Genomic DNA, 11,978 nt, shown 5'->3' on the forward strand with positions numbered 1-11,978 from the left:
GCAGCAGCGACCCGATGAGGGGCACCGGGTGGCCCGCGCCCAGTACCTCGGCGGGGACCAGCCGGGAGGGGCCGCCGCCGAGGTCGCCGCGCAGCCGGCAGAACGCCAGCAGGGCGAGGACGACGCCGAGTGCGCAGGTCACGGCGGTGGAGACGGCGGCGAGCAGGGTGAGCCGTACGGGCCCGAGCCCGGCCGCCGTCATGCCGCGCCGCAGGCGGGCCGCGGGATCGGTACGGGCCACGGACACGGCGAACTGGGCGGTGGCGGCGAGCGGGACGAGGCACCACAGCAGCCGCACGGGCGAGTCGGCGGCCGCCGCGGGGCGGGCGGCGGCGTGGCCGACGGCCGCCAGCAGCAGGAAGCCGGTGCCCGCCGCCGCGGCGGTGACGCAGAGCCGGCGCAGCAGGACGGACGGGGAAGTGGCGAGGGTCAGACGGAGAGCGAACACTCGGCCCTGCCTTCCGTGCCGGAGGCGTCGGCGGTGGCTGCCGCGGTGCCGGCCCGGCGGCCGTCGAGGAGCGCGAGGGTGCGGTCGGCGAGCGCGGCCGCCTCGGGGTCGAGAGTGGCGAGGACCACGGTGATCCCGTGCGAGCGGGCGGCGGTGGTGAGGGTGCGCAGCAGCTGCGCGCCGTCGGCGCGGTGCAGCGGGGCGGTCGGCTCGTCCGCGAACAGGACCTGGGGGGTGGCGGCGAGGGCGCGGGCGAGGGCGACGCGCTGGCACTGCGACCGGTCGAGCTGGGAGGGGCGGCGGCGGGCGCAGTCACCGACGTCGAGGCGGTCGAGCCACTCGCAGGCGGCGAGCTTGGCGGCGCGGCGGCCGTTGCCGTTCAGCAGGAGCGGCAGGGCGGTGTTCTCCCAGGCGGAGAGCTCGGGGACGAGATGGGGCTCGGGGTCGATCCAGCCGAACCGTTCGAGGCGCAGCCGTTCGCGGCTGCGGGCCTTGAGGGTGTGGACGGGGGAACTGTTGAACCAGATCTCTCCCTCGGAAGGGGGAAGTTGTCCGGAAAGGCAGCGCAGAAGGGTGGTCTTGCCGCTGCCCCGGGGGCCGGTGACGGCGAGGATCTCCCCCGCGCGGACGCCGAGGGAGAGGCCGCTCAGTGTCGGTGTGGTGCCGTAGGAGTGGTGCAGGCCGCGTGCCCAGAGAATGTCGTTGTCAGGTGGGGCCACCATCTGCGCACCTCAGCTCGTCGCGTCCGTTCGTTCCCCCAGTCGGGTGAACGACCATGGAGGGTATCGGTCACTGGCACGGTAAGGAGTGCGGCCCCTCCGGTTTCGGCACGTGGCATGCACAACGGCCCAGATTCACTCGTATGGGTTTACCTGAGTGAATCCGGGCCGTTGACGGGCCGTCAGGGCGTACCGCCGTCGGTGGTACGCCCTCCGTGGTGACGGCTGCCGCGCCGTGCCGGGTGGCGGACGGTCAGAGCTTGGTCCACGCCTCGGTCAGGACGGTGCGCAGGATCTGCTCGATCTCGTCGAAGACCGGCTGGTCGGCGATGAGCGGCGGGGCGAGCTGGATGACCGGGTCGCCGCGGTCGTCGGCGCGGCAGTAGAGGCCGTTGTCGTACAGCGCCTTGGAGAGGAAGCCGTACAGGACGCGCTCGGTCTCCTCCTCGTTGAAGGACTCCTTGGTGTTCTTGTCCTTGACGAGCTCGATGCCGTAGAAGAAGCCGTTGCCGCGGACGTCGCCGACGATCGGCAGGTCGTGGAGCTTCTGGAGGGTGGTGAGGAACGCGTTCTCGTTGTCGAGGACGTGCTGGTTGAGGTTCTCGCGCTCGAAGATGTCGAGGTTGGCGAGGCCCACGGCGGCGGAGACCGGGTGGCCGCCGAAGGTGTAGCCGTGCAGGAAGGTGTTGTCGCCCTTGTAGAACGGCTCGGCCAGGCGGTCGGAGACGATGCAGGCGCCGATCGGGGAGTAGCCCGAGGTCATGCCCTTGGCGCAGGTGATCATGTCCGGGACGTAGCCGAACTTGTCGCAGGCGAACATCGTGCCCAGGCGGCCGAAGGCGCAGATGACCTCGTCGGAGACGAGCAGCACGTCGTACTGGTCGCAGATCTCGCGGACCCGCTGGAAGTAGCCGGGCGGGGGCGGGAAGCAGCCGCCGGCGTTCTGGACCGGCTCCAGGAAGACCGCGGCGACGGTCTCGGGGCCCTCGAAGAGGATCTGCTGCTCGATCTGGTCGGCGGCCCAGCGGCCGAACGCCTCGGGGTCGTCGCCGTGGATCGGGGCGCGGTAGATGTTGGTGTTGGGCACCTTGTGCGCGCCGGGGACCAGCGGCTCGAACGGGGCCTTCAGGCCGGGCAGGCCGGTGATGGACAGGGCGCCCTGCGGGGTGCCGTGGTAGGCCACCGCGCGGGATATCACCTTGTGCTTCATCGGCTTGCCGGTGAGCTTGAAGTACTGCTTGGCCAGCTTCCACGCGGTCTCGACGGCCTCGCCGCCGCCGGTGGTGAAGAAGACCTTGTTGAGGTCGCCCGGCGCGTGGCCGGCCAGCCGCTCGGCGAGCTCGACGGCCTTGGGGTGGGCGTAGGACCACACGGGGAAGAAGGCCAGCTCCTGGGCCTGCTTGTACGCGGTCTCGGCCAGCTCCACCCGGCCGTGGCCGGCGTTGACGACGAAGAGGCCCGCGAGGCCGTCGATGTAGCGCTTGCCCTTGTCGTCGTAGATGTTGGTGCCCTCACCGCGGACGATCGTCGGCACGGGGGCGTTCTCGTACGACGACATGCGGGTGAAGTGCATCCACAGATGGTCGTACGCCGTCTTGGAAAGGTCGGCGCTCATAGCTATCTCGTTCCCCAGGTGTAGGTCTGCTTCCGGAGCTTGAGGTACACGAAGCTCTCGGTACTCCGTACGCCGGGCAGCGTGCGGATTCGCTTGTTGATCATTTCCAGCAGGTGGTCGTCGTCCTCGCAGACGATCTCGATGAGGAGATCGAAGGAGCCCGCGGTCATGACGACGTACTCGACCTCTTCCATGGCCGTCAGGGCGTCGGCCACGGGATCGAGGTCGCCCTCGACGTTGATGCCGACCATCGCTTGCCGCCGGAGGCCGACCGTGAGGGGGTCGGTGACGGCGACGATCTGCATCACGCCCTGGTCGAGCAGTTTCTGTACGCGTTGGCGTACCGCCGCCTCGGACAGGCCGACGGCCTTGCCGATCGCGGCGTACGGACGGCGACCGTCCTCCTGGAGCTGCTCGATGATCGCCAGGGAGACGGAGTCGATCGACGGAGTGCCGTTTCTGTCACGAGTGGCCACATCCCTCACTGTGCACGAGCCTCGTCCGTCCCGCAAGACTGAATCAATGAAATCAGTTGAGTAGCGATCTAAATTTCACTGATTCCGTTGTTCACTCTTGTTGGGTATGTCGAAAACGTGACCCTGATGGCTAGGGTGGGGGCCGCAACCACCGGACACAGCTGATTGAAGGGGGCGCACAGTGACCACCGCACTGCGTCGTCTGCGCAACTACATCGACGGGGAGTTCCGGGACGCCGCCGACGGGCGGACCACGGAGGTGGTCAACCCGGCGACGGGCGAGCCCTACGCCACCGCGCCGCTGTCGGCCGCCGCCGACGTCGACGCCGCGATGGCCGCCGCCGAGGCCGCCTTCCCCGCCTGGCGCGACCTGATCCCCGCGGAGCGCCAGAAGGTCCTGCTCAAGATCGCCGACCGCATCGAGGAGCGCGCCGAGGAGCTGATCGCCGCCGAGTCCGAGAACTGCGGCAAGCCGCTCGCGCTGGTCCGCTCCGAAGAGATCCCCCCGATGGCCGACCAGATCCGCTTCTTCGCGGGCGCGGCGCGGATGCTGGAGGGCCGCTCGGCCGGCGAGTACATGGACGGCTTCACCTCCATCATCCGCCGCGAGCCGGTCGGCGTCTGCGCCCAGGTCGCGCCCTGGAACTACCCGATGATGATGGCCGTGTGGAAGTTCGCCCCGGCGCTGGCCGCGGGCAACACCGTCGTCCTCAAGCCGTCCGACACCACCCCGGCGTCCACGGTCCTGCTCGCCGAGATCATCGGCGGCGTCCTCGACGAACTCGGCCACCCGCGCGGCGTGTTCAACGTCGTCTGCGGCGACCGCGACACCGGCCGCCTCATGGTCGAGCACAAGACCCCGGCGATGGCCTCCATCACCGGCTCCGTCCGTGCCGGCATCCAGGTCGCCGAGTCCGCCTCCAAGGACCTCAAGCGCGTCCACCTCGAACTCGGCGGCAAGGCGCCCGTCGTGGTCTTCGAGGACGCCGACATCGCCAAGGCCGCCGAGGACATCGCCATGGCCGGCTACTTCAACGCCGGCCAGGACTGCACCGCCGCCACCCGCGTCCTCGTCCACGAGTCCGTCCACGACGAGTTCGTCACCGCCCTCGCCAAGGCCGCCGCCGAGACGAAGACCGGCGCGGTGGACGACGAGGACGTGCTCTACGGCCCGCTGAACAACGCCAACCAGCTCGCCCAGGTCCAGGGCTTCATCGACCGGCTCCCCGCCCACGCCAAGATCGAGGCGGGCGGCGAACGCGTCGGCGACAAGGGCTACTTCTTCGCCCCGACCGTCGTCTCCGGCCTCCGGCAGGACGACGAGATCATCCAGAAGGAGGTCTTCGGCCCGGTCATCACCGTCCAGTCCTTCCGCGACGAGGAGCAGGCCCTGGAGTGGGCCAACGGCGTCGAATACGCCCTGGCCTCCTCGGTGTGGACCAAGGACCACGCCCGCGCCATGCGGATGTCCAAGAACCTCGACTTCGGCTGCGTGTGGATCAACACCCACATCCCGCTCGTCGCCGAGATGCCGCACGGCGGGTTCAAGAAGTCCGGCTACGGCAAGGACCTCTCCGCCTACGGCTTCGAGGACTACACCCGCGTCAAGCACGTGATGACCTCGCTCGACGGCTGAGCCGTCCCGGGCGGCACCCCGCCCGACACAACGTCGCGGGCAAAGGCCCGGCGGCTGACGCTCTGTCGGCTTGCCGCCTTTGCCCGCGACGCGTGAGAGTGCACGCCATGGCTGATCTTTCGCGGCGTTCGCTGCTACGGGGCATGGGCGGCACCGGGGCGGCCGGGGCGCTCACCGCACTGGCCGGCTGCGGCGTACCACCCGCCCGCATCGAGGCCCGCGACCGCGCCGCCCGCGACCGCTCCGCGCGGGAGCGGACCCTCACCTTCGCCAACTGGCCGCTCTACATCGACGTCGACGACCACGACAAGCAGCGCAGGCCCTCACTGGAGGCGTTCCGCCGGCGCACCGGGATCTCCGTCACCTACACCGAGGAGATCAACGACAACGACGAGTTCTTCGGGAAGATCAGCCCGGCGCTGATGAACCACCTGCCCACCGGCCGCGACCTGATCGTCGTCAGCGACTGGATGTGCGCCCGCTACGTCCGACTCGGCTGGGTCCAGGAGATGGACCGCGCCGCCCAGCCGCACGTCGCCCGCCATCTCGACCCGCAACTGGCCTCACCGCGCTTCGACCCCGGCCGCCGTCGCACCGTCCCCTGGCAGTCCGGCGTCACCGGCATCGCCTACAACCGCCGCAGGCTCGGCCGCGAGATCCGCGGCACCGCCGACCTGTGGAAGGACGACCTGCGCGGCCGCGTCACCCTGCTGTCCGGGCTCGACGAGGGCTTCGCCATGCTCCTCCAGGGCGAGGGCGCCGACATCACCCGCTGGACGGCGGACGACTTCCACCGGATGACCGACCGGCTCGGCCGCCTCGTCCGCAGGCGCCACATCCGCCGCTTCACCGGCAACGACTACATCAAGGACCTGGACTCCGGCGATGTGCTCGCGGCACAGGCGTACTCCGGGGACGTCATCCAGCTGAGGGCCGACAACCCCGACATCGCGTTCGTGGTGCCCGAGGAGGGCGGCGAACTCTGGTCCGAGAGCCTGATGATCCCCGACCTCGCGGCGCACAAGCGCAACGCCGAGCTGCTGATCGACCACTACTACCGGCCCGAGGTCGCCGCCGACCTCGCCGCCTGGGTCAACTACGTCTGCCCCGTCCCCGCCGCACGCGACATCCTGGCCGCCTCGAAGGACAAGGAACGCGCCCGGCTCGCCGAGGACCCGCTGATCTTCCCCGACGCCGCGATGCGCCGGAAGCTCGCCGTCGCCCGGGACATCACGTCCGCGGAACGACCGGAGCTCACCGCGGCGTGGAACGCCCTCGTGGGGCTGTGAACCGGCGCGCGGCGGACGGCACCGCCCGCCGCGCATCCGCTCCTACCGCGGCCAGGCCGCCGTGTACGCGTCGATCTCGGCGGTCAGCCGGGCCTTGGCGGGCGCGTCCATGAAGGACGCGGCCACGGCGTTGCGGGCCAGCGCGGCCACGCCCTCCGTGTCCAGGCCCAGCAACCGGGCGGCGATGCCGTACTCGGCGCACAGGTCCGTGCCGAACATCGGCGGGTCGTCGCTGTTGACCGTGACGAGGACGCCCGCCTCGGCCATCGCCCGTATCGGGTGCTCCTCCAGGGTGGGCACCGCGCGGGTGGCGATGTTGGACGTGGGGCAGACCTCCAGCGGGATGCGGTGCTCGGCGAGGTGCTCCAGCAGCCGGGGATCGCGGACGGCGCTGGTGCCGTGGCCGATGCGCTCGGCGCGCAGCGCGGTCAGCGCGTCCCAGACGGTCTCCGGGCCCGTGGTCTCGCCGGCGTGCGGCACGGAGTGCAGGCCCTCGGCGCGGGCGCGGTCGAAGTACGGCTTGAACTGCGGGCGCGGCACCCCGATCTCGGGACCGCCGAGCCCGAACGAGACCAGGCCCTCGGGCCGCAGCTCGCAGGCGATCCGCGCGGTCTCCTCGGCCGCTTCGAGCCCCGCCTCCCCGGGAATGTCGAAGCACCAGCGCAGCACCACGCCCAGCTCGGCCTCCGCGGCCCTGCGGGCGTCCTCGATCGCCTCGACATAGGCGGGGCCCGGGATGCCGCGGCGGGTCGAGCTGAAGGGGGTGAGGGTCAGCTCGGCGTAGCGGATGTTCTGCCCGGCCATGTCCCGGGCGATCTCGTACGTCAGCAGCCGCACGTCCTCTGCCGTGCGGACGAGATCCACGACGGAGAGATAGACCTGGATGAAGTGCGCGAAGTCCCGGAAGGAGAAGAAGTCGGCGAGCGCCGCCGGGTCGGTGGGGACGGCCGAGCCCGGGTGGCGGGAGACCAGTTCGGAGACGATCCGCGGCGAGGCCGAGCCGACGTGGTGGACATGCAGCTCCGCCTTGGGCAGACCCGCGATGAAGGCATCGAGACCGGACAACGGTTCCTCCTGGTCCAGGGGGTGGGGAAGGTGCGGAACGGTTCGTCATCGTATGCGGCGGGGGAGCGGCGGCCGGGGCGAGGCGGGGCCCGCGCGGGGGCGGGCACGCGCTGCGTACGCGGCGGTCCGCCGGGAGACCGCCGTACGCGGCCCCCGGGGAGCCTCAGCCCTCCTGGGCCGCCAGCCGTTGGCGGGCCTCCATCAGCGCGAACCCCAGCAGGTTCAGCCCGCGCCAGCGGGACGGGTCCGCCGCCCGCTCGTCGTCGGCCGCCAGCCCGATCCCCCATATCCGGTCGACGGGACTGGCCTCCACCAGCACCCGGGCGCCCGTGCCCAGCAGATACGCGCGCAGCCCCGGGTCCTGTCCGAACTTGTGGACATTGCCCTCGGCCACCAGGGAGAAGCGGTGCCGCTCCCAGACCGCGCCGTCGAAGCCCCGGACCGTGCGGCCCTCGGCCTTGGCCTGCCGGGGATGGGCGGCGGCCCGCACCCGCCGCTCCGCCTCCGCGTCCCCGAACAGCCGCGCCTTGCCCGCCATCATCCAGTGCTCGGCCGTGGCGTAGGTGACGCCGTCGACGGTGAAGGGCGAGGGCCACCACTGGCTGAAACAGTACGGTCCCGGTTCCCCGTCGCGCCGTGGGGTGTGACCCCAGAAATGCAGGATTTTCAGGCGTTCGCCCGCCTCCAGGGCGGACAGCAGCTCCGGAACGGACCGCGGACCGTCCGCCGTGCCGCCCTCGTACCCTTTCGTCACGGTTTCTTCGCTCGTCGGTACCGTCATGTCCCCCGCGCCCCCTGTGCTGTCGTGCATCATGCCGGGATTCTGGCAGGGGGGTCTGACAACGTGTCGGGCGCCGTACGACGGAATTCGCAGAATCCGTCGCGTGACCAAAAGGCAACAACGGAATCCCTTGTTGGCCCTGGGCTCCTCTGTCAGGATCAGCCATCGATTCCGGACAGAACTACGCCGTGCGGCGGCCCCGCGGCCCGGCGGAGGAGAGCACCATGAATCAGCGACGCGATGTGGGCGAACGGTTCGCCGAGGGCGCCCACTTCATCGGCGGACGACTGCGCCGCGGTACGTCGGGCCGCACCCAGGACATAGTGGATCCGGCCACCGGCGAGCGGGTCCACCACTACGAACTCGCCGGGACCGGCGACGTCGACGCCGCCGTCGCGGCCGCCGCCGACGCCTTCCCCGCCTGGGGCGGCGCGACGCCGGGCGAACGCTCCGACGTACTGCACCGCTTCGCCGCCGCCCTCGCCGAGGACGCGGACGATCTCGCCCGCACCGAATCGCTGAACTGCGGCAAGCCGATCAAGCTCAGCACGGAGTTCGACGTCCCGGGCACCATCGACAACGCCGCGTTCTTCGCCGGCGCCGCCCGCCATCTGGAGGGCCGCGCCAGCGCCGAGTACAGCCCCGACCACACCTCCTCCGTACGCCGCGAACCGCTCGGCGTCGTCGGCTCCATCGCGCCCTGGAACTACCCCCTCCAGATGGCCGCCTGGAAGATCCTCCCGGCCGTCGCCGCGGGCAACACCGTCGTCCTCAAGCCCGCCGAGACCACCCCGCTGACGTCGCTGATGTTCGCGCAGGCCGCGCGGCGCGCCGGACTGCCCGACGGCGTCCTCAACATCGTCTCCGGCGCGGGCCCGGACGCCGGGGAACACCTCGTCGGCCACCCCGCTGTCGCGATGACGTCGTTCACCGGGTCCACCGGCGTCGGCAAGCGCGTCGCCGCGCTCGCGACCGGCACCGTCAAGCGGCTGCACCTCGAACTCGGCGGCAAGGCGCCCTTCGTCGTCTTCGACGACGCCGACCTGGAGGCCGCCGTCCACGGCGCGGTGGCCGGCGCGCTGATCAACTCCGGCCAGGACTGCACCGCCGCCACCCGCGCCTACGTCCAGCGGCCCCTGTACGACGCGTTCGTCTCCGGCGTCGCCGACCTGATGGCGACCGTCCGCCTCGGCGACCCCTTCGACCCCTCCACCGACCTCGGCCCGCTGATCTCCCACGCCCAGCGCGACCGGGTCGCCGGCTTCGTCGACCGGGCCCGCGCCCACGCCACCGTCGTCACCGGCGGCCGGGCGCCCGGCGGCGACCTCGCCCGCGGCGCCTACTACCGGCCCACCCTGATCACCGGCGCCGCCCAGGACAGCGAGATCGTCCAGTCCGAGATCTTCGGCCCGGTCCTTGTCGTCCTGCCCTTCGACACCGACGACGAGGGCCTCGCGCTCGCCAACGACACCCCCTACGGGCTCGCCGCCTCCGCCTGGAGCCGGGACGTCTACCGCGCCGGCCGCGCCGTCCGCGAGATCCGGGCGGGCTGCGTCTGGGTCAACGACCACATCCCGATCATCAGCGAGATGCCCCACGGCGGCGCCAAGGCGTCCGGCTTCGGCAAGGACATGTCCAGCTACTCCTTCGAGGAGTACACGCAGGTCAAGCATGTGATGTACGACAACACGGCGGTCGCCCGGAAGGACTGGCACCGCACCGTCTTCGGGGACCGCGCCTGAGCGGACACCCCTCCGCCCACCGGGACGAACCGGCCGGGCCCGCACCGCCCGGCCGGACCGAGTGCCCCGCCCCGGCCGCCGCCGCGCGGCACCCCCCTCACCGGCCGCATGCCGGACCCCTCCCTGAAAGGGCACCGCGTATGGAACCACCCCGCCCCGAACCCTTCTCCCCGGCCGAACTCGCCGCGGCCCGCCGCAGTCTGCGTGACGGCCGGCTGGCCATGACCCGGCGCACCCTGCTGCGGGCCACCGGCGCGGCCGCCACCGCGATCGGCGGCCTCGGCGCCCTCGCCGCCTGCGGCATCCCGCCCGCGGGACGTACCGACGCCGGGCGCTCCCCGGACCACTCGGCCCAGGAGAAACGTCTCAGCTTCTCCAACTGGACCGAGTACATGGACGTCACCGACGACGGCAGGCACCGGCCCACCCTGGACGGGTTCACCCGGCGCACCGGGATCACCGTCAAGTACACCGAGGACATCAACGACAACGACGAGTTCTTCGGCAAGGTCCAGGCCCAGCTCGCGGCGGGCCACGACACCGGCCGCGACCTGATCGTCCTCACCGACTGGATGTGCGCCCGGATGATCTCCCTGGGCTGGATCCAGAAGCTCGACCCCGCGCAGCTCCCGCACGCCCGCGCCCATCTGGCCGCACAGTTCCGCGACCCCGACTGGGACCCCGGCCGCGCCCACTCCTACCCCTGGCAGGGCATCCCCGCGATCATCGCGTACAACAAGCGGGCGACCGGCGGCCGGAAGGTCGACTCCGTCTCCCAGCTGCTGGAGGACCCCGCGCTCAGGGGCCGGGTCGGCTTCCTCTCCGAGATGCGCGACAGCGTCGGCCTGACCCTCCTCGACATGGGCACCCGCCCCGAGGACGTCACCGCGGACGACTTCGACGCGGCCGTCGCCCGGATCCAGAAGGCCGTCGACTCCGGCCAGATCCGCCGCTTCACCGGCAACGACTACACCAACGACCTCGACAAGGGCGACCTCGCCGCCTGCGTCGCCTGGGCCGGTGACGTCGTCCAGCTCCAGCGCGACAACCCGGACATCGCGTTCACCGTGCCGAAGGCCGGCTACATGACGTCCACCGACAACCTGATGGTGCCGAACCGGGCCCGCCACAAGCGCAACGCCGAACGGCTCATCGACCACTACTACCGGCCGCGGGAGGCCGCACGGCTCGCCGCGTACATCAACTACACCTGCCCGGTCGACGGTGTGCGCGACGAACTCGCGAAGATCGACAAGGGTCTCGCGGCCAACCCGCTGATCCTGCCCGACGCGGAGACGGCCGCCAGGTCCCACTCCTTCCGCGCCCTGAGCGCCGCGGAGAACCGGGCCTTCACCCAGAAGTTCTCCGACCTCACCGGTTCCTGAGCGCCGCGGCCCCGGCCCGCCGCCCCGCCCACCGACACACGGGACGCCCCATGACCCAGACCGCGCACGAACACAGCGGCGGCGACGTCCGCCTGCGCCGCATCAGCAAGACCTACGGCTCCTTCACCGCCGTCCACCCCCTCGACCTCACGATTCCGGCGGGCTCCTTCTTCGCCCTGCTGGGCGCCTCCGGCTGCGGGAAGACCACCACCCTGCGCATGATCGCCGGGCTGGAGGACCCCACCCACGGCACCGTCGAACTCGGCGGCGAGGACGTCACCCACCGGCCGCCCTACAAACGCCAGGTCAACACCGTCTTCCAGAACTACGCCCTCTTCCCGCACCTGGACATCTTCGAGAACGTCGCCTTCGGCCTGCGCCGCCGCGGCATCAGGTCCGTGACCAAGCAGGTCGAGGAGATGCTCGACCTCGTGCAGCTCGGACCGATGGCCCGCCGCAAGCCCCAGCAGCTCTCCGGCGGCCAGCAGCAGCGCGTCGCGGTCGCCCGCGCCCTGATCAACCACCCCCAGGTGCTCCTCCTCGACGAACCGCTGGGCGCCCTCGACCTCAAGCTGCGCCGCCAGATGCAGCTGGAGCTCAAGCGCATCCAGACCGAGGTCGGCATCACCTTCGTCCATGTCACCCACGACCAGGAGGAGGCCATGACGATGGCCGACACCGTGGCCGTGATGAACGGCGGCCGGGTCGAACAGCTCGGCGCCCCCGCCGACCTCTACGAGAACCCCGCCACCACCTTCGTCGCCAACTTCCTCGGCACCTCCAACCTCATCCGTGCCGAGATCACCGGCACCGGCGGCGACC

At 71.3% G+C, this 11,978-nt stretch carries 9 protein-coding genes and 2 pseudogenes; 5 read left to right on the forward strand and 6 right to left on the reverse strand.

The genetic code is table 11. The features are described from left to right. From AC51EU_RS20240 to AC51EU_RS20255, 4 genes and pseudogenes are all read right to left on the reverse strand, one after another. Positions 1-448: pseudogene (locus AC51EU_RS20240) on the reverse strand (hypothetical protein); the annotation flags it as partial. Then, positions 430-1,086, reverse strand: a pseudogene (locus AC51EU_RS20245) (ABC transporter ATP-binding protein); the annotation flags it as partial. The pseudogenes AC51EU_RS20245 and AC51EU_RS20240, both read right to left, overlap by 19 nt. 334 nt (positions 1,087-1,420) lie before the next feature. Next, positions 1,421-2,782 (reverse strand): aspartate aminotransferase family protein, encoded by a 1,362-nt coding sequence (locus tag AC51EU_RS20250; protein WP_496268419.1) that lies wholly within the window; start codon positions 2,780-2,782, stop codon positions 1,421-1,423. Positions 2,783-2,784: 2 nt separating this feature from the next. Next, entirely contained in the window at positions 2,785-3,258 is a 474-nt protein-coding gene (locus AC51EU_RS20255; RefSeq protein WP_066984361.1) for an Lrp/AsnC family transcriptional regulator, read from the reverse strand. 181 nt (positions 3,259-3,439) lie between these two features. On the opposite strand from AC51EU_RS20255, the gene AC51EU_RS20260 reads away from it, so the two are divergent. Further along, positions 3,440-4,894, forward strand: a complete 1,455-nt coding sequence (locus AC51EU_RS20260; RefSeq protein ID WP_496268420.1) for a gamma-aminobutyraldehyde dehydrogenase — start codon at positions 3,440-3,442, stop codon at positions 4,892-4,894. Positions 4,895-5,001: 107 nt separating this feature from the next. Beyond that, complete coding sequence (locus AC51EU_RS20265; protein WP_496268421.1) at positions 5,002-6,183, forward strand: polyamine ABC transporter substrate-binding protein; 1,182 nt, start codon at positions 5,002-5,004, stop codon at positions 6,181-6,183. Between the two features lie 42 nt (positions 6,184-6,225). Here the strand turns inward: AC51EU_RS20265 and AC51EU_RS20270 are convergent, their stop codons facing one another. Beyond that, positions 6,226-7,248, reverse strand: a complete 1,023-nt coding sequence (locus AC51EU_RS20270; RefSeq protein WP_496268422.1) for an adenosine deaminase — start codon at positions 7,246-7,248, stop codon at positions 6,226-6,228. Positions 7,249-7,411: 163 nt separating this feature from the next. Next, positions 7,412-8,029 carry a riboflavin biosynthesis intermediates N-glycosidase gene (ybiA, locus tag AC51EU_RS20275; protein WP_496268423.1) on the reverse strand — a complete coding sequence of 206 codons (618 nt, stop codon included), beginning with the start codon at positions 8,027-8,029 and terminating at the stop codon, positions 7,412-7,414. A gap of 224 nt (positions 8,030-8,253) precedes the next feature. Between ybiA and AC51EU_RS20280 the strand changes: the two genes are divergently transcribed. The 3 genes from AC51EU_RS20280 to AC51EU_RS20290 all read left to right on the forward strand — a co-directional run. Further along, positions 8,254-9,771, forward strand: coding sequence for a gamma-aminobutyraldehyde dehydrogenase (locus AC51EU_RS20280; RefSeq protein ID WP_496268424.1), 1,518 nt, complete (start codon positions 8,254-8,256; stop codon positions 9,769-9,771). Between the two features lie 140 nt (positions 9,772-9,911). Next, positions 9,912-11,156 (forward strand): ABC transporter substrate-binding protein, encoded by a 1,245-nt coding sequence (locus tag AC51EU_RS20285; RefSeq protein WP_496268425.1) that lies wholly within the window; start codon positions 9,912-9,914, stop codon positions 11,154-11,156. A 50-nt stretch (positions 11,157-11,206) separates the two neighbouring features. Beyond that, positions 11,207-11,978 (forward strand): ABC transporter ATP-binding protein (locus AC51EU_RS20290; protein ID WP_496268426.1); only part of this gene is annotated, 772 nt, incomplete at its 3' end.

The sequence above is a fragment of the Candidatus Streptomyces philanthi genome (assembly GCF_059553635.1).